Genomic DNA, 17,891 nt, shown 5'->3' with positions numbered 1-17,891 from the left:
GTGCTTTGATGACTATCTTTGCTGGCTCAAACAGCCTAAAATTTTACGGGAACTTCACTTCAAATTTTACGATAAATTTTCGATAGGCCAAAAAACAGGAATTCTCAATTACAGACCCCTAAGCTTCATATTATCTCTAAAGCCATATTAAACAAAGGCTTTCAATGGTTACCTTATGAACGTTTAGGACGCTATTGTTTTTTTACCTCAATTCTGAAGGAAAAAACGAAGGATTTGGTAATAATCGCTGTTGGGTTTGGGCAATATTGTCAAAACTTAATCAAACTGCACAACCGGTTATATACCAATTCAATTTTGTGAAGTCGCGCAGAAAGCGAAGTTGCTCTTTTATTCTCTGACCATACCGATTGGTTTGCACAGCCAGTTTTACGGAAATTATGAACGAAGAATTAGAACGGAAAATAAACGCGTTTAAATACTTTAGTACACTTCTAGCTCGGTAATATTATTAATTCTAAACTTTAAGTAAGGCATCGGCTATTTTACGATCGTTGGAAAGTCGCGGTACCTTGTTTTGGCCGCCCAATTTCCCTTGCGACTTCATATATTGCTGAAAACTGTTCTTTTTTAACGATCTAATGACCAAAGGTTGCAGTATTTTTCCTTCAATCAAATCGAAGTAATATGAGTTTTGTTCCTGCATTTCGGCATCTAGAAAAGCTGCCATTTCCCGCATGTTTTCGGGTTCTTCTTCAAACTCAACCAACCACTCGTGATACGGCAATTCATCACCCTCTGGGGTTATTTGTGGAGCAACGGTAAATTCAGAAATAGAAAAGTTAAATTTGGCCATAGTCTTATTCATGGCTTCTTCTACCTCTTTCCCGATTACGTGTTCACCAAATGCCGAAATAAAATGTTTTATCCGTCCCGAAACAATTACACGGTAGGGCTCCGTGGCGGTAAACTGAATGGTATCGCCCAGATTATAACCCCAAAGCCCTGCATTTGTAGAGATAATCATTACGTAATTGACGCCAACCGTAACTTCGCCTATAGTAAGCCGCTTTGGGTTTTCATCAAAAAAAGTGCTCGCTTCAATAAACTCATAGAATATACCGGAATCCAGTAGCAGAAGCATGCCTTTCTCCTTCTGTTTATCCTGAAATGCAAAAAAACCTTCACTGGCAGGAAACAGCTCTATGCTATCTACTTTTCTTCCTATTAAAGCTTCAAATTTGGCACGGTAAGGTTCAAAATTAACACCGCCATATATAAAGAGATTGAAATTTTTAAAAAGCGTACCCACTTTTTTGCCGGTATGTTGTTGTAGTCTTTCAAAATACATCTGTACCCAAGACGGAATCCCGCTGATTACCGTCATATTTTCATTCTTGGTCTCATCAACCACGGCATCTACTTTGGTTTCCCAATCATCAATGCAATTGGTTTCCCAACTCGGCAATCGGTTTTTTTGAAGATAAGCGGGAACATAATGGGCCACGATGCCGGAGAGCCTTCCAACTTGAATTCCGTTTTTTTCGTGCATTTCAGGACTTCCTTGCAAAAAAATCATCTTCCCATCAACAAAATCGGCATTGCCCGTTTCGTTGATATAGCATAAAATGGCGTTTCGGGCAGCGCTAATATGATATGGCATAGAAGCCTTGGTAAGCGGAATATACTTGGCGCCCGAAGTAGTGCCAGAAGTTTTGGCAAAATAAAGCGGTTTTCCGGGCCAGAGTATATCTTCTTCCCCTGCAACAACACGCTCTACGTATGGTTTTAAGGCCTCGTAATCTCTTATGGGAACACGTGCTGCAAAATCGTGAAAGCTGTTAATATTGGCGAAGTCATGGTCCTTTCCGAAAGCGGTGTCTTTTGCTTCAGTTATTAATTCAGAAAAAACCCTCTGCTGGGTTTCAACTGGGTTTTTGGCCCACTTTTTAATTCGCAGAACAACAATCTTGGCGTAAATTTTGGCAGCAATGGATTTTAAAGACATAGGCTATTAATCAAAATCTATAAAATTGGTTGGATTGACCGGAAAACCATCCCGCCAAAGCTCAAAATGCAGGTGTGGCCCCGTTGTAAGCTCTCCGGTACTGCCCACGGTGGCAATAACCTCGCCCGCTTTTACAAGTTCTCCTTGGTCTTTGGTAAGCATGGCATTGTGTTTATATGCCGATATAAAACCGTTATTGTGCTTAATGATGATTACATACCCCGTTTGGGCAGACCATTCGGCAAATATAACCGTACCATCGGCCACCGCTTTTACCGGTGAATCCTTAACGGTAACAACATCTACGGCATAATGCTTGGCTTTAGAGTCGTATTTTTCGGTAATATTGCCCTTTACAGGCGAAAAGAATGTATATTCCTGAAGTTGAGGCGCAATAAGCGGATTGTATTTATCTTCCTTTTCAACTTTAACCCGCAACAGCGAATCTTTTCTCGAAGTTTGTATTAAAACGGCCGGGTCTGACTTTGCGACCTCAATAATGGAATCTTTATTAAAGTTGACCATTTTTACATCGCCGGTAAGTACTTTTTTAATTGAAACCAAGTATTGCTCATTCAATTCCAATACTTTTTGAAGCGAATCGGTTTTATAGGCCAATTTTGTAGCCCGTTTTTTTAGGGCCGTAGATGAATAGCCGGGAATATACTCCCGAAGCGGGGTAAAGGCAATTAATATAGTAGTGGTAATTATTAGAAATAAGGCAAATAGCGTGCTGAAAATAAACACATTCAGCCTGTTCAGCTTAAAAGAAAAGCGCTCCTCAAAGGTTTCTTCATTAAGTATAACCAAACGGTATTTATGCAATAACTTGCGTTTAAAGCGTTTGGCCTTTTTTTCTTTCTTTACCATTATTTACTTAATACTTTTTACAAATATAAAATAAACTAGAGCCACAGATGCTAAAGTTTTCCCCAAAACGTTCTATCTAAACATTTCTTGCTACATTTGCATAATTAAATTATAGAAAACATGAACACATTGTTTATTCCATTAGGTATGATTGGGCCTTGGCAAATAATACTCATAGTAGTTATCGTACTATTGCTTTTTGGCGGAAAGAAAATTCCAGAGCTTATGCGTGGCTTAGGAAGTGGCCTTAAAGAATTTAAGGATGCCTCAAAAGATGAAGATACTGACCCGAACATTAAAGACAGCAAAATAGACGATAAGAAATAATTCGTTTTTAAATAATTAAAAATGCCTTTCAAATAAAAGTTTGAAAGGCATTTTTGTTTTCAGAATAATTTATAATTTACTCAATCTTAGCCGACTTCAAAATAGATTCCAATTCAAACTGCAGGTTCCGCTTAGATACGGAAGGGGCATAGGTGAAACCTTCCAAGATAAGGTACCGATTGTTTTTTTCATCGCGGACGGCATAGTTTATAAAGGGACCACCCATCCACGCGCCCTTTACTTCCCAAGTTCCCTTGGTTTCGTACGCAAAGTGTCCATCAATTTTAGATTTAAATAGGTATGGCGCGTAAGCATCTTCGGTAATAAATTGCCCATCGTCTTCCACGGGTAATAATTTACTGCCAATGGAATCCCTAATCTTTATGATGTCAGCAACGGCGGTGGTATCGTTATTTATCAGGTTCAATGGTACTTCATATACAAGAATATTGGTAGTTCCATCTTTTAAATCTTTCCGCAGCCAGAAAAAATTCTCGGCACCTTTTGCAATTCGGTAGGCACTGGGCACTTTAAGGCTAACGCCCATTTTATTTTTTAATGAATCGGTTTTTTAGGCCAAAACAGCACTTATAAAACTTTGATCTTTGAAAAAATTACCCACTTGAAACAACATAGAGCCATACTTTACTTATTAATAACCCCCCCCCCCACAACCGTGAAGGATTTCTTTTTTAAAAATAATTTTAAAGCTTGTATTTGGTTTTTCGCTCTAAATCTATTCATCAACAAGCACCCAATCCCCTTTGTCAATCAATAGAAGGGCCTGCTTGTATTTTAAGGTTTTGTTTTCTCCACACATCACATGCTTGATGGTTACTTTATCGTTACGGTTAATTTTTGAACGCTCGCGAACAATGGTTTTCTAAAAATTGTTGAAAATCTATAATATTATCTTACAGCCAACACGGCTTTTTAGTTTTGTCCAAGGTGGATTTATTGAGATTGAACTCCCCCGTTATGGTTTTTTTTACGGAGGGATCGGCGGTGCTTACCATCTCGCAGGTCAAAGTGCCTACAAGTATTCCGGAAGCGTTATCATTTTCGGTTATCTCAACCGTTCCATTTGTTGAACTTAAATAAGAATATTCAAATGCGTTTTGGTTGAATAAATAAAGGGAAATATTTTCCGCACAATTTGCAGGAATATGATTTGGATCACCAAAATTAAGATCATAGACACCAGTTCCATTTATACCAATAAAAGATAGATAAAGCCCTAAATCATTTTCTGTATTTATTGTCAGTAACCAATCATTGCCATTGTCATCACATCTAGTAAAACTAAGGGTATATCGACCAACCCCCCCGCCTTGGTTGTAATAGGGTTCTACAGTCTCTCCATTAAAATGAGCCTCAAAAAAGTTTTCATCTTTTACACATTCTTGGTCTCCGTTATTCTCATCGTCTTTATTACAACTGGATAATAATAGGGCAAATATTATTAAGAATTTTAAAATCATAAATTTTTTCATTTGTTCATTTTTAAAATTATTATCTTTCTATACTTATGTGTTTTGTTGCTTCGACTCCATTCTGTCCTATAATCTTTAAAATATAAATACCATTAGGGATGTTGCTAATATTAAGAGTTAAGGGATTGTTGCCTAAAGCCCGATTAGAAGTTTTCTTCTGCCCGTACATGTCATAAAGTATGCGTGTAGGGACATCGTTTTGGTTTAGATGTTGGATTTTGGTCTGGATCTCTGCACGTACATTATCCATAAAAGTTTGCGCCGTGGCAGCGTAGGCAGTCATAAAAAATAGCAATAAAACTATTCTTCGGGGGGGGGGGGAAATACTTTGTTTCATAACGTTAAAAGTTTAAAATGGGACTTCTAATTGGGGAGTTATGGTTTTGCTAAAATGAAACAAAATAATGGAAAAAGCAAATTTAATACTCTTTACTTTAGGTACTATGTTGAATATAGTGGGTAGATTACTTTTTATTAATAAAAATATCTAACTCTAAGTTCAACTGTTAAAATTGAATCATGTAAATAATAATTGTTCATTTTTTTTCATTGCCAGAAAAAAACCTTCGTCTCCGCTCAGGATAAACCAAGCCAAAAAAAAGGCTAGGCTAAGCAAAACTTTACTAAAAATTTACCTCGTTGCGGCGCAAACCAAAGGCTCACATTTGTTCGTTCAAAATAGTTAATATTTAAATATCGATAAGATTAAAATTATCTGGGCGGCTGGCGCTAGTTTGCTCAACCCTCCACTCTCCCGATAGCTATCGCGGATCATTTTTTACGTAAACTTTTACTAGGCCAAAACAGCACTTATAAAACTTTGATCTTTGAAAAAATTACCCACTTGAAACAACATAGAGCCCATTTTTGTTTTCAGAATAATTTATAATTTACTCAATCTTAGCCGACTTCAAAATAGATTCCAATTCAAACTGCAGGTTCCGCTTAGATACGGAAGGGGCATAGGTAAAACCTTCCAAGATAAGGTACCGATTGTTTTTTTCATCGCGGACGGCATAGTTTATAAAGGGACCGCCCATCCAAGCGCCTTTTACTTCCCAAGTTCCCTTGGTTTCGTACGCAAAGTGTCCATCAATTTTAGATTTAAATAGGTATGGAGCGTAAGCATCTTCGGTAATAAATTGCCCATCGTCCTCCACGGGCAATAATTTACTGCCAATGGAATCCCTAATCTTTATGATGTCTGCAACGGCGGTGGTATCGTTTTTTATCAGGGTCAATGGCACTTCATACACAAGAATATTGGTGGTTCCATCCTTTAAATCTTTCCGCAGCCAGAAAAAATTCTCGGCGCCTTTTGCAATTCGGTAGGCGCTGGGCACTTTAAGGCTAACCCCCATTTTATTTTTTAATGAATCGGTTTTTAAAAGAGAAATAGCCGTTCTACGCTGTCTTTCCTTGATTTCGGAAGCCTTGAAATTTTCAATGATTTTCGCCGAATTTTTATTTATAAGCTCCACAAGCTTTTCTTCCGAAGTGGCTTTAATCAGCGCTCCGGCCTGTGGTTTTGCATATTCGTTTTCGGCTATAGACACCTTGTCATCATCGCTTAAAACCACATATAGAAACAGTCTGTTGCTACGTGCGAAACCGTCAAAAGCTTCTGGGGGCATCTGGTTCATGGAAAATAAGGGTTCGTCTTGCGGAAGACCATCCGTTGGCGCGGCAAAATTATTTCTGATGGCCTCGCCAACAATACCGTTCCAAAGTTCGTTGGAAGTGACAATCTGTAAGGCGTTAATGTTTCCAACAGAGTCAGGAAGCAAAGATTTGTCTCTTTTTCCGCTTTCATTACACGAGGTAAAAGCAAGTAACAGCGAAAAAAGTAGGATATGAAGTGATTTCATGAAAAGGATGTTTAGAGGGAACTATCCTTTGTGAATTTTAAGTTTAGTTCCGGGCTTTAGTTTAGTACCACTAATATCGTTCCATTTTTGGATATTTTGAATTGAAACGCCAGGAAATTTTCGGGAAATACTCCATAATGAATCTCCATTGCGCACCGTATAGGTTTTTTCTGAGGTATTACTCCTTGAAGCAGCATTACTTGCAATGTTCTGAGGGGTCTTTTTAGGAAAGATAATAAGGTTTTGACCAATACGTAAGGAATTGCTTCGCATGTTGTTCCAGTTTCTAATTTGGCTCACTCCAACCCCATATCTTTCGGCAATTTTCCCTAAGTAATCTCCTCTTCTAACGCGATACCGTATTTTTTCGGGTTTTGCTTCTACCGCTTCAAGTTCATCTTCTAATTCTTCCGTAGCAAAGGCATAAATGGCATCTTCGTTATTAACAAACGTGCCCACAACCGTTAGCGGAAGGCGTAATACATAGTTTTCATCTTTTACCACCGGGATTACCCCTAATTTATAGGCGGGATTTAAAAATTCCAGTTCTTCCCTATCCAAATTGGTCAGTTTTGCAACTTGGTCTAAAGTAATTTGTTTTTTTACCCGAATGGTATCGGTAGCAACAAACGGAATTCTGGAAGCTTGTTTCTCAAAACCGTGTTCTTCGGCATATTCAAAAATATACATGGTGGCCAAAAATGCAGGCACATAACCAGCGGTTTCACGTGGAAGATAGTTGCGAAGGTTCCAATAATTGGTTTTTCCACCCGAACGACGTATCGCTTTAGACACGTTCCCTGGCCCTGAATTGTAAGCGGCAAGCGCTAGATCCCAATCGTTAAAGCTGTTGTTTAGGCTGTGTAAGTATTTACAAGCCGCTTCGGTAGCTAAAATTGGATCTGAGCGTTCATCTACATACGAGTTTACATCTAACCCAAACATTTTTCCCGTGGGGTACATAAACTGCCAAAGCCCTGTAGCGCCAACCCTAGACTTAGCTGTAGGATTAAGTGCAGATTCCACAATGGCCAAATATTTTAGCTCTAACGGCAGGTTGTGCTTATCGAGTTCCTGCTCAAAAAGCGGAAAGTAATATTCGCTTAACCCCATCAAGCGCGTCAAGGATCTTCTTCGGTTTTTTAAGTATTGTTTTATAACACTTTCTAAAGATGGGTTATATTCCACATTAAAAGGCGTGCGGGCATTGAGCTCTTTTAAGCGCTGTTTTAAAACTTCGGTGGGAAGTTCAGCATATTCTACCGGCTCATAATCTTGATTGACGATACTGTTATAAACATCGTCAAACAAATCAGATTTATATACTTCATTTAACCAAAGGCTATCCTTTTCTCTAGCCAAAGCCATATCCTGAAGGTTATAAACGATACTATCCTTTAGATTAGTGGCGACAACTGTTGAAGGTAATTCTGAAGAAATGGATGTCACTTTTATGGAGTCTGCAACTTGAATTTTTTTTGTGTCCAAGTTTTTACCCTGCTTTTTATTTTGGCTCATACTTACGCCAAAGACCAGCAACAGCAAAAGTGGTAGAATTTTATTAAATTTCATCAGCAATAATTTATCGTTTAAAGGACTTGGCAAGTTAAACCTTACCAATTGAAAAATCCTGTTTTAAGCTTTACAAATAAGTTTCTCAACGTCTGTAACGCTTTTTTGATTAAAAAGTTATGTCAAAAATAATAATACGTAAAAATATTGAAAAAATATTCCTTCAAGTACCTAAATATAGGGATTATTAAGGTTTTTACAAAAGTGCTTCAATACCGGGAAGTGTTTTGCCTTCAAGCATTTCCAACATTGCACCGCCACCGGTTGAAACATAACTCACTTTATCATTGAGCTTAAATTTATGAACAGCAGCAACCGAATCTCCACCGCCAACTAAGGAAAAAGCACCATTATGGGTAGCTTTAGCAATATTTTTCCCCAAGATTTGGGTACCCTCAGCAAAGCTATCCATTTCAAAAACCCCAACTGGGCCATTCCATAAAATCGTTTTTGACGCTAAGATCACATCTTGGAAAATTTCATTGGTTTTTGGCCCTACATCCAAGCCCATCCAACCGTCTGGAATGGTATTTACAGCTTCAATCTTGGTGTTTGCAGTATCAGAAAAGTCGTCTGCAATTACAGCATCAACTGGCAAATGTACCTGAACATTTTTAGCTTTCGCCTCGGCCAAAATCTCAAGGGCTAAATCTTGCTTATCGTCTTCTACCAAGGAGCTACCAACTTTTCCACCTTGCGCTTTTATAAAGGTAAAGGCCATGCCACCACCGATAATTAAGTGATCGATTTTATCGAGAATATTTTCAATAATCGTAATTTTTGACGAAACCTTTGCACCTCCAATGATTGCTGTTACCGGTTTTTCGTTCGATTCCAGTACCTTCCCTACATTTTCAACTTCGGAAGCGAGCAATAGCCCAAAATATTTATTGTCTGGAAAAAAATCGGCAATAATAGCAGTTGAAGCATGAGCGCGATGCGCAGTTCCAAAGGCATCATTGACGTAAACATCGCCCAATTTTGAAAGTTTTTCAGCAAAATCACGATCGCCCTTAGTCTCTTCGGGATGGTAACGAAGGTTTTCCAGTAAAAGAATTTCTCCAGATTTTAGGTCAGAAACCGCGGCTTCAACTTCCTGGCCCACGCAGTCTGCAACAAATTTTGGCTTCACGCCAATGGTATTAGATACGGCACTTACAATATGTTGTAAGGAAAATTCGGGCTCTTTAGCTTTTGGTCTTCCTAGATGCGACATTAATATACAGCTGCCGCCGTCTTCCAAGATTTTAAGGATGGTTGGTTTTGCCGCTTCAAGACGTGTTGCATCGGTTACCTTAAATTCATCATTCAAGGGAACGTTGAAATCTACCCGGATAAGAGCTCTTTTTCCTTTAAAACTTATATCGTTAACTGTTTTCATATCTGTAAATTTTGATTGCAAATATAGTTGTTTTGCCCTTTTTAAGTAGTAATTCACAGAGCAACTCAAATTATATCACATAAACAATAGAATTTGTGGAAATCTGAAAATAGCAACAGTGAAAAGATACGGCCAAAATTGCTTAGATTTGCGCATGGATTTCTCAGAAGTTATTGGTCAAAAACATATAAAATCGCATTTATCAAAGACCATTGAAAATGGCCGTATTCCGCATGCTCAGTTATTTTCCGGCGTTAATGGAAGTGGGCTGTTACCCACTGCAATTGCATATGCTTCGGCGCTTTTGTGCAATCAATATGAAAAACAAAGCCCGGAGTACATTACCTGTAAAAATAAGGTTGCGAAACTAAGTCATCCCGATCTACATTTTGTTTACCCCGTAAATACCAGTGATAGCGTTAAAAAGCATCCAATTTCAGACAATTACACTGAAGCATGGCGCGATTTTGTACGCAACAATCCCTACGCTTCCCTTTTTGAATGGTTACAAAGTCTTGGCATTGAGAAAAAGCAAGGGAATATTAGCAAGTATGAAGCCGAAAACATCTCTAAAAAGCTGGCCTTAAAATCGTTTGAAGGCGGTTATAAAGTTATGATAATTTGGATGGCGGAAAACATGAATACCGAATGTGCCAATAAAATTTTAAAGTTGGTTGAGGAGCCCGCTGATAAAACCGTGCTTTTACTTTTAAGTGAAAACGAACAGCAGATTATAACTACCATTCGTTCACGTTGCCAAAAACTGGATTTTCCTTTACTATCAGAATCTGATATTGCAAAGCATTTAATAGAAAACCAAAAAACAGAGCAGCATCTTGCTTTAAAAACAGCACGAAGGGCCCGTGGTAATTTTAATACCGCGCTTCAACTACTACAAGAAACTGGGCAGGATGAAATTTTTGAAGAATGGTTTATTAGTTGGGTGCGTACTGCATTTAGGGCAAAAGGAAACAAAGGGGCAATAAATAACTTGTTGGAATGGAGCGATGCACTTGCTGGAAAAGGTAGGGAGACCCAGAAAAAATTCCTGAATTATTGTATTGAAGTGTTTCGGCAATCCTTACTTAAAAATTATAAAGCAGATGCGTTATTGTTTTTTGAAGCCAAGGATGAAACTTTCTCACTTGCCAAATTTGCACCTTTTGTTCATCAAAACAACATTTTTGAAATTAACAAAGCCCTAGAAGATGCTTCGTACCACATTGAGCGAAACGGAAATGCCAAAATCATATTTACAGACCTCTCCATAAAATTGACACGACTTATTCACAAAAAAGAACTAGCATAAGTTATTTTTATCAACAATAGAGATAGATAGATTCTACCTATTGATTTTGATGCGTTTTAAGGTTATTTTACAGTGTAATCAACAAAATCTTATGGTGAAAGCTATTGTTTGGCACAAAACCAGCTTAAAAACGCTTTAAATAGCCTATTTGGTTTTTCGAAAGCAATAAATGTGTGAGGAATACTGTTTTGAGCGCTTTGCACTGATATTCGACTTTAGACCGATCCAAAAAGCTTTTAATGAAAATTTTCTACCTGTTTTATATTTTTCGGAAAGCAGACTTACATAAAAGGAATCAAAAATCATTGGTTTTGTTTCTTCCAAAACAAAATGATCTGCAAACAAATGTTGCATCGTGTCTTTTGAAAAATGCCAAAGGTGTCTTGGAACATCAAAGGCGGCCCAAAATTCATTATAGTATTTTGCGTCGTAGCTTTTAAAGTTTGGTACTGCAATTATAAGACTTCCATTTGGCTTTACTAAATCTGATAATTTAGAAATGGTTTCGTCCAAATTAGGAATATGTTCTAAAACATGCCACAGACTAATCACATCAAATTGTTGTCCCTGAAAATAATCTAGCTTAGACTCTAATTCAATTCCTTTTTCTGAAGCAAGCTTACTGGCGTTTTCATTTGGTTCCATTCCATAAACCTGCCAACCTTTATCTTTTGCAACTTTTAAAAATTCGCCTGTGCCGGCGCCAACATCCAACAAAGTCCCTACTCCCGAATTCTGCTTATAAATTAGTTTTGTTTTTTTCTGGAGCGACCATTTCTTTACGAGTTGATATAGGCTGGAAAACAAACCGCGTTTTTCATCGGTATGCGAAATGTACTCTTGGCTTTCGTAATATTTGGCGAGGTTTTCTGGCTTAGGCTGTGGCGAAGTTTTTAGCATATCAAATTCGGCATCATACACCAAGTTGAATGATTCACCAGACACCAGATAGTCTTTTGTCTTTAAATATGGTTTTGTTTGCTGGCTCAAAGAAGGTTATTTATGAAATTGGATTTGGGAGTGTTCCACGTGAAACAATGAACTTAACGCCCCATATACACGAGTAGTACAGAAACATCATTTGGGGAAACACCGCTAATTCTTGAAGCCTGTGATACAGTTGCCGGTTTAATTTTAGTCAATTTTTCCCGTGCTTCATAAGAAAGTGATTTCAATTTTGAATAATCAAACGATGCGGGAATCTTTAGCCCTTCCAATCGGTTCAATTTATCTGCATTGTTTTTTTCCTTAGCGATATATCCAGAATACTTCACTTGAATTTCGGCCTGCTCTATCATTTCGGAATCTAAATTGTTATCCGAAATAAAATTCTTCACAGAATCAATTTCCCTTATATCGTCCATTGTTACTTCTGGTCGTGAAAAGAACTTAAACATTTTATCACTTTGCTGAACCAAAGCAGAATTTTTCGCTTCAAAAATTGGGTTAATTTCTTCTGGCTTTACGCTGGTATCTTTAAAAAACTGAACAAAGGCTTTAGATTTTTCTTGCTTATCCTCCATTTTCCGCATCCGATCGTCACCCGCCAAACCTATAGCATGTGATTTAGGAGTAAGGCGAAAATCTGCATTATCCTGCCTTAGCAAAGTTCTATATTCCGCACGCGAGGTAAACATTCTATACGGTTCCTCAGTTCCCTTTGTAATAAGATCGTCAACTAAAACCCCAATATAAGCTTCATTCCGTTGTAAGGTAAACGGATCTTTTTCATAAACTTTTAAGTGCGCATTTATCCCAGCCATCAAACCTTGCGATGCAGCTTCTTCATAGCCGGTAGTTCCATTAATCTGTCCTGCAAAATAAAGTCCAGAGACCAATTTGGTTTCTAAGGTATGTTTTAACTGAGTTGGCGGAAAATAATCATACTCAATAGCGTACCCCGGACGGAAAAAACGAACATTTTCAAACCCAGCCACCTGCTTTAAGGCCTTAAACTGAATATCTTCAGGCAAGGAAGTAGAAAAACCATTAACGTAGTATTCCACAGTATCCCAACCTTCGGGTTCAACAAACAATTGATGCCTGTCTTTATCAACAAAACGGTTAATCTTATCTTCAATAGAAGGGCAATATCTAGGGCCAGTACTCTGTATGGAGCCGTTAAACATTGGGGATCTGTCAAAGCCTTCACGTAAAATATTATGAACCTCTAAACTGGTATGGCTCATATGGCAAGACCGTTGATTGGTCAAAGGCATCGTTTGGTCTGAAAAAGAAAACTTTTCAGGAACTTCGTCTCCAGGTTGTTCTATCATTTTAGAAAAATCTAAAGATCGCCCATCAACTCTTGGTGGCGTTCCGGTTTTCATTCTTCCGGCTTCAAAGCCTAAATCAATCAAATCTTTGGTAATTCCAACAGATGCTTTTTCACCAGCTCTACCTCCTCCTAACTGTTTTTCACCAATATGAATTAATCCGTTAAGAAAAGTTCCATTGGTAAGCACAACACTCTTTGCACGAATCTCTAAACCAAGAGAAGTTCTAACACCTTTAACAGCACCGTTTTCTACAATAATACCAGAAATCATTTCTTGATAGAATTCTAAATTCGGAGTTTGCTCAAGCATCAATCGCCAAGTTTCGGCAAATCGCATTCTATCACTCTGCACTCTGGGACTCCACATTGCAGGACCTTTAGATTTGTTAAGCATCTTAAACTGTATAGCAGTCTTATCAGAAACAATCCCACTATAACCACCCATAGCATCAATTTCGCGCACAATCTGACCCTTAGCGATACCACCCATAGCTGGATTGCAACTCATCTGCGCTATGGTTTGTAGGTTCATGGTTACCAATAGCGTTTTAGAGCCCATATTGGCCGCCGCGGCAGCTGCCTCTGAACCGGCATGTCCGGCTCCAACAACAATTACATCAAATTCATTTGGAAACATAAAACATCTTCATTGTTCCACGTGGAACATTTATTCTTTTTCTATTTTTTCGGGGTGCAAAAGTACAATAAATATATTACATGCAAATTTCTAATCCAATTCACTACTAGGAACTTGCAAGTAATTTCAAAGCTTCATCTTCTATATAACGCATAGAAGCTTCCTCTTCTTCAGTTTTGTCTTTATAACCGCAAAAATGAAGGATTCCATGAATCATAACGCGGTGCAACTCGTCATTAAAACTGGTGTTGAAATCTTGGGCATTCTCAGCAACACGTTCCACAGAAATAAAGATTTCACCGTTAATTTGTTTCCCTACCTTATAATCGAAACTGAGAATGTCAGTTAGCGTGTCGTGATTCAAAAATTCAACATTCAGTTTATGCAGATAGTCATCATCACAAAACACATAAAGCAAATCGCCAAGCTCAAAACCCTCACGAGTGACAATATTTGTAATCCAGGCACTCAAACGAGTTTGGTTTTCTAATTGAAAATCGGTTTCAAAATTAAAATCAATCATTTTTCTGCTTAAAATAGTCTTGTACCTTATTTTTATAATCTTGGCGCAAAGGTAAGGCCTCCCTATTTAAAATTTCGGTAGTGTTAAAATATTTTTTAATATCCTCAGGAGAATTTAAAAGCGTATTTCTATATTCCTTTTTATTGGTTTGAGCCTCTCGTTTTTCTTCCTGTCCTTGCTCAAAAGTAGCCTTATCTAATTTGAGCAACTCATAGTTCAAATTAAGCATTTCTTGAAGCGTACCTTGATTAAAACCTTTCTCTAACAATTGTTGTTCAATGCCTTCCATTTTCCGCAAAATACCATCCGTATTTCCTTTATACCCCGCCTTTCGAAGTCGGTCTTCAAGTTCTTTCCTTAATTGTTGTTGTTGTTTATAAATTTCGAAAAGTTCTCCACTCATCTCCTCACTATTACCTTGTGATTTTGAGTTCTCACTTTCTTTACCGCCATTCTTACCGCTCTTGCCGTTATCGCCACTTCCTTCACCATCGCCATCACCTTCACCTTTGCCATCGCCTTTCCCTTTGCCCTCGCCTTGTTGCCCATCTCCTTTTTGGCCTTCCTTGCCCTCTTCACCTTGTTTGCCTTTTTCACCCTTATCCATACCATCTTTCATTTGTTCACTCAGGCTTTCTTGCTTTTGAATAATATCTGGCAATTGAAATCCTCCGCCACCACCTTGGCCTGGCGCGGGTTGTCCCTTTCCAGAACCAGAGCCCATCGCCATTTGCATTTGCATCTGCATGTTGTTCAATATTTCGCTGAGCAATACAGCTAAATCATTAGCGCCTTTTACAGTATATCTCTGATTACCAACACTTTGTTGCTTTCTATTCTGTGCCAAACGGTCTAAGGATTTATTAATATTATAAGACATTTCGGTGAGCGTATTATTGATTTTCTCACCAATTAAAGGTTGTCTTAGCGACAATTCAAAAATACTGTCGTCTATATGTTCAAAGTTGTTTTTAAGATCATTTTGGATAGTCAGTTTCTTACCAAATATTGGATTTCCATATTCCATAGCTTTAAAAGACTCCATCAACGCTTCCTGATTAAAGGAGAAAACAATAAGGTTCTTTACTATTTGACGGAGCATTTTAGCATCTTCCTCCATAGATTCCATACCGCCACTTTGCATTTCTTCCTGCATTTGCTTCCCCATTTGCTTCATTTTTTCACCAGCTTTTTTTTGGCTTTTACCAGCTTCGCTTGGTTTGCTTTCTTCAAGTTTTTCCGTTGCATTTTGTTGCTCCTCGTCAATTTCTTGCTCGGTGGCTTCATCATTTGGTATATCCATAGGTTTTTTTAGACCCTCGTTTTCCTTTTGCAAATCGTCCATTTGCTTTTTGAGTTCCTCAAATTTTTTATTGAGTTCCTCTTGGGCTTCAACGGTGTTTTCTTCTTCAGATTTCTCTGAAAGTTCTTCTTGCTCCTCCCCTAACTTGGTTAATTCCTCAGCCAACTTTTCGGCCTTTTTCTCTACATAATATCTTTTGGTAAGCTCCAAAAGCTGCTCCAGATTTTTCTCTTGATTTGTATTCTGTTTGGAAAGTTTTTCAAGCTTTTCGGTTAATTCTTCTTTCTGAATTTTATCTTGAAGCTTCTCAAGCTCCTCCAATAGCTTTTCATTTTCTTTGAGCCGTTCTTCATTTTCGTCAAGCCGTTTTTCCAACTGTTCCTTAAACGGATCATTTTCCTTTTTTTCGGGTTGAAAGTTCTCTAACTCCTCTTTCATTTCTTTTGAGAAGTTCTTCATCATTTCTTCCTGCTGCTGTTGCCGCTTAATAAAGTTTTTGAGTTTCTTTTTATCGTTGTAGTTTAAATCCTTTTTTTCTTTCTGCAATCTTGAAAGTTCTTCTAAATTTACTTTTGCATCTTTCAATTTATCCAAGGATTTATCCAATCCTTTTATAGCGTTTTGTTGCTTCTGAAGTTGCTCGTTCTCCAATTCGTCTTTTGTTAACTTTCTGAAGGAATAAGTTCCAGACTTTGTGGATTTATAATTGTGGATAGCGTCATTGTCAAATACTTCAAAATAATACTCATAGGAAATACCCTCTTCTAAAACTAGGGCGCCTGGAAATGTGTAGGTAAACTGATCAAAATTGGTTTTATTCACAGGTAAATTCTCAGTTACAGCCTCTTTCTCTTCACCTTCGGGAAAATAGACCAAACGCAGTTTTGTGAGTCCATAATCATCAGAAATCTGACCTAAAAAGAAAACGCGCTGACTGCTTGTTGAATCCCGTTTTGATTGAACGCTAATTTCGGGGTATTGATCTTTCACAACATTCAAGGCAAAGGAGAGGTTTTCATAATCCTTCAACTTCTTATTAGATGTAGTAATGGTATAGTCCAATTTGCTATAAATTCCCTTTTGTAAGTTAAAGACATCGCCATTTTGGGTAAAGGAAAAACTGGTATCGGCAGCCTTTAAGCTCACGGCATCGGTATTTTTAGTGGCAACTTTCCACTTTACGCGCGTTCCTTCAGGAATAGTAGCATTACCGGTACTTTTTAAGGTTTCATCGTTTTTTCCGGTGTACGAAGGATAATCCAATATCATTTCAAAATTTAACAGCGAAGGTGTTTTGACAATATCTAAAGTGTAAGGTCTAGAAGTAACCTTGTTGGCGGTTAAATTAAAATCAATGGTTTCCGAAGGCTGTTGAAATGTGTATTGAAAAGTCCCCGGGGCAGTTTGCTGCATATAATAAGATTCCCCATTATAATTGATACTGGCATTTTCCGGAATAAGGTTTCCATCGGCGCGAACATTTAACGTAAAAGGCTTCTGTTCTAATGCGTTAAGATCCTTATTTAGCACCACAAAAGTAAAGGGTGCAGGCGGTTCAAAAGCCATATCATAATGCACTACGCGTTGATAGCTGCTGGAAAAAATATCGGTGCCACCCAAAACGCTAAAGACGATATAGATGAAAACTGGAATGGCAAAATATTTAACGTACTTGGCATTGGTTTTAAAATTAACTGCACTTTTAAAAGGAATTGGCTGTAACTCATCAGCTTTTTGTTCAATACTTGCCGCAAGCAACTCACCTTCTCGCTGGTTGTGATTCAATTGAATTAGGTTGAGTAATTTGTCGTTTACCTGCGGAAAATGGTTTCCAATTATTCTTGAAGCTTCTTCGTGGTTAATCCCTTTTTGAAGTTTAAATAACCTGGCCAACGGAAAGGCAATAAACCGAAAAAATAGTCCAAGCTCTACCAGTATAAAAGCCCAAAATAGCAGTCTTCTTCCCAAAGGGTTTAGCCATAAAAAATATTCAACAAGCAGCGTAACCAACAGATAAAGCAACCCGATAGCCAAAAAAAGAATACTTCCTTTTATTAACTCATTGGTGTAATATTTCTTGATAAATTCCTCCAGTTTTCGCTGGATGATGTTATAACTGCTCATAAACTCCTGTAAAGGCAGGCATTTTCTCCCACCAGTTTGTTTAATTAACTAGATACCCACAAGGTATTGAAAAGCTTGTAGGATACAATATTCAAAACTCCTAAAATACAATAATATTTTGTTCCTGCCACGTTGCAAATAACACACCAATTTATTGAAATACTAGACAGGGCATAGACTTTAAAATAAGACAACATAATTGTACCTTTGCAGCTTCAAAAAACATAATAAATCTCAGCA

The 17,891-nt window shown here is 37.9% G+C and carries 13 protein-coding genes and 1 pseudogene; 2 read left to right on the top strand and 12 right to left on the bottom strand.

Annotated features, from left to right (window positions below; translation table 11 throughout):
- Positions 1 to 475: 475 nt before the first annotated feature.
- Both QPK98_RS15060 and QPK98_RS15055 read right to left on the bottom strand, forming a co-directional pair.
- The gene (locus tag QPK98_RS15060; protein WP_310994292.1) at positions 476 to 1,966 is read right to left on the bottom strand and encodes a GH3 auxin-responsive promoter family protein; all 1,491 of its coding nucleotides are present in this window, start codon (positions 1,964 to 1,966) and stop codon (positions 476 to 478) included.
- A 6-nt stretch (positions 1,967 to 1,972) separates the two neighbouring features.
- The gene (locus tag QPK98_RS15055) at positions 1,973 to 2,836 is read right to left on the bottom strand and encodes a M23 family metallopeptidase (protein ID WP_310994291.1); all 864 of its coding nucleotides are present in this window, start codon (positions 2,834 to 2,836) and stop codon (positions 1,973 to 1,975) included.
- Between the two features lie 120 nt (positions 2,837 to 2,956).
- Between QPK98_RS15055 and QPK98_RS15050 the strand changes: the two genes are divergently transcribed.
- The gene (locus QPK98_RS15050) at positions 2,957 to 3,163 is read left to right on the top strand and encodes a twin-arginine translocase TatA/TatE family subunit (RefSeq protein WP_310994290.1); all 207 of its coding nucleotides are present in this window, start codon (positions 2,957 to 2,959) and stop codon (positions 3,161 to 3,163) included.
- A 76-nt stretch (positions 3,164 to 3,239) separates the two neighbouring features.
- On the opposite strand, the pseudogene QPK98_RS15045 reads toward QPK98_RS15050, so the two are convergent.
- The 6 genes and pseudogenes from QPK98_RS15045 to QPK98_RS15020 all read right to left on the bottom strand — a co-directional run.
- A pseudogene (locus QPK98_RS15045) lies at positions 3,240 to 3,719 on the bottom strand (DUF4837 family protein); the annotation flags it as partial.
- 358 nt (positions 3,720 to 4,077) lie between these two features.
- Positions 4,078 to 4,656, bottom strand: coding sequence for a hypothetical protein (locus QPK98_RS15040; RefSeq protein WP_310994289.1), 579 nt, complete (start codon positions 4,654 to 4,656; stop codon positions 4,078 to 4,080).
- A 19-nt stretch (positions 4,657 to 4,675) separates the two neighbouring features.
- Positions 4,676 to 4,993 (bottom strand): T9SS type A sorting domain-containing protein, encoded by a 318-nt coding sequence (locus QPK98_RS15035; RefSeq protein ID WP_310994287.1) that lies wholly within the window; start codon positions 4,991 to 4,993, stop codon positions 4,676 to 4,678.
- A gap of 553 nt (positions 4,994 to 5,546) precedes the next feature.
- Positions 5,547 to 6,524 (bottom strand): DUF4837 family protein, encoded by a 978-nt coding sequence (locus tag QPK98_RS15030; RefSeq protein WP_310994286.1) that lies wholly within the window; start codon positions 6,522 to 6,524, stop codon positions 5,547 to 5,549.
- A gap of 21 nt (positions 6,525 to 6,545) precedes the next feature.
- Positions 6,546 to 8,096: a LysM peptidoglycan-binding domain-containing protein gene (locus QPK98_RS15025; protein WP_310994285.1), complete on the bottom strand. Its 1,551-nt coding sequence runs from the start codon at positions 8,094 to 8,096 to the stop codon at positions 6,546 to 6,548.
- A gap of 196 nt (positions 8,097 to 8,292) precedes the next feature.
- A complete protein-coding gene (locus tag QPK98_RS15020; protein WP_310994284.1) occupies positions 8,293 to 9,477 on the bottom strand; it encodes a phosphoglycerate kinase in 1,185 nt (394 codons plus the stop codon).
- Positions 9,478 to 9,631: 154 nt separating this feature from the next.
- Between QPK98_RS15020 and QPK98_RS15015 the strand changes: the two genes are divergently transcribed.
- Positions 9,632 to 10,786, top strand: a complete 1,155-nt coding sequence (locus QPK98_RS15015) for a DNA polymerase III subunit (protein WP_310994283.1) — start codon at positions 9,632 to 9,634, stop codon at positions 10,784 to 10,786.
- 144 nt (positions 10,787 to 10,930) lie between these two features.
- Here the strand turns inward: QPK98_RS15015 and QPK98_RS15010 are convergent, their stop codons facing one another.
- From QPK98_RS15010 to QPK98_RS14995, 4 genes are all read right to left on the bottom strand, one after another.
- Complete coding sequence (locus QPK98_RS15010; protein ID WP_310994282.1) at positions 10,931 to 11,776, bottom strand: class I SAM-dependent methyltransferase; 846 nt, start codon at positions 11,774 to 11,776, stop codon at positions 10,931 to 10,933.
- Positions 11,777 to 11,829: 53 nt separating this feature from the next.
- On the bottom strand, positions 11,830 to 13,701 hold the full coding sequence (mnmG, locus tag QPK98_RS15005; RefSeq protein WP_310994281.1) for a tRNA uridine-5-carboxymethylaminomethyl(34) synthesis enzyme MnmG: 1,872 nt from the start codon (positions 13,699 to 13,701) through the stop codon (positions 11,830 to 11,832).
- A gap of 106 nt (positions 13,702 to 13,807) precedes the next feature.
- A complete protein-coding gene (gene ybeY, locus QPK98_RS15000) occupies positions 13,808 to 14,224 on the bottom strand; it encodes an rRNA maturation RNase YbeY (RefSeq protein ID WP_310994280.1) in 417 nt (138 codons plus the stop codon).
- Entirely contained in the window at positions 14,217 to 17,651 is a 3,435-nt protein-coding gene (locus QPK98_RS14995; protein WP_310994279.1) for a DUF4175 family protein, read from the bottom strand. The genes ybeY and QPK98_RS14995 overlap by 8 nt, the downstream gene beginning before the upstream one ends.
- Positions 17,652 to 17,891: the final 240 nt, after the last annotated feature.

The organism is Aequorivita marina (genome assembly GCF_031631895.2).
GTDB lineage: Bacteria > Bacteroidota > Bacteroidia > Flavobacteriales > Flavobacteriaceae > Aequorivita > Aequorivita marina.
This window is presented reverse-complemented; position numbering and strand designations above follow the sequence as displayed.

Coding starts and splice junctions, on each gene's coding strand:
- QPK98_RS15060 (WP_310994292.1), bottom strand. CDS start 1,966: ATGTCTTTAAAATCCATTGCTGCCAAAATTTACGCCAAGATTGTTGTT.
- QPK98_RS15055 (WP_310994291.1), bottom strand. CDS start 2,836: ATGGTAAAGAAAGAAAAAAAGGCCAAACGCTTTAAACGCAAGTTATTG.
- QPK98_RS15050 (WP_310994290.1), top strand. CDS start 2,957: ATGAACACATTGTTTATTCCATTAGGTATGATTGGGCCTTGGCAAATA.
- QPK98_RS15040 (WP_310994289.1), bottom strand. CDS start 4,656: ATGAAAAAATTTATGATTTTAAAATTCTTAATAATATTTGCCCTATTA.
- QPK98_RS15035 (WP_310994287.1), bottom strand. CDS start 4,993: ATGAAACAAAGTATTTCCCCCCCCCCCCGAAGAATAGTTTTATTGCTA.
- QPK98_RS15030 (WP_310994286.1), bottom strand. CDS start 6,524: ATGAAATCACTTCATATCCTACTTTTTTCGCTGTTACTTGCTTTTACC.
- QPK98_RS15025 (WP_310994285.1), bottom strand. CDS start 8,096: ATGAAATTTAATAAAATTCTACCACTTTTGCTGTTGCTGGTCTTTGGC.
- QPK98_RS15020 (WP_310994284.1), bottom strand. CDS start 9,477: ATGAAAACAGTTAACGATATAAGTTTTAAAGGAAAAAGAGCTCTTATC.
- QPK98_RS15015 (WP_310994283.1), top strand. CDS start 9,632: ATGGATTTCTCAGAAGTTATTGGTCAAAAACATATAAAATCGCATTTA.
- mnmG (WP_310994281.1), bottom strand. CDS start 13,701: ATGTTTCCAAATGAATTTGATGTAATTGTTGTTGGAGCCGGACATGCC.
- ybeY (WP_310994280.1), bottom strand. CDS start 14,224: ATGATTGATTTTAATTTTGAAACCGATTTTCAATTAGAAAACCAAACT.
- QPK98_RS14995 (WP_310994279.1), bottom strand. CDS start 17,651: ATGAGCAGTTATAACATCATCCAGCGAAAACTGGAGGAATTTATCAAG.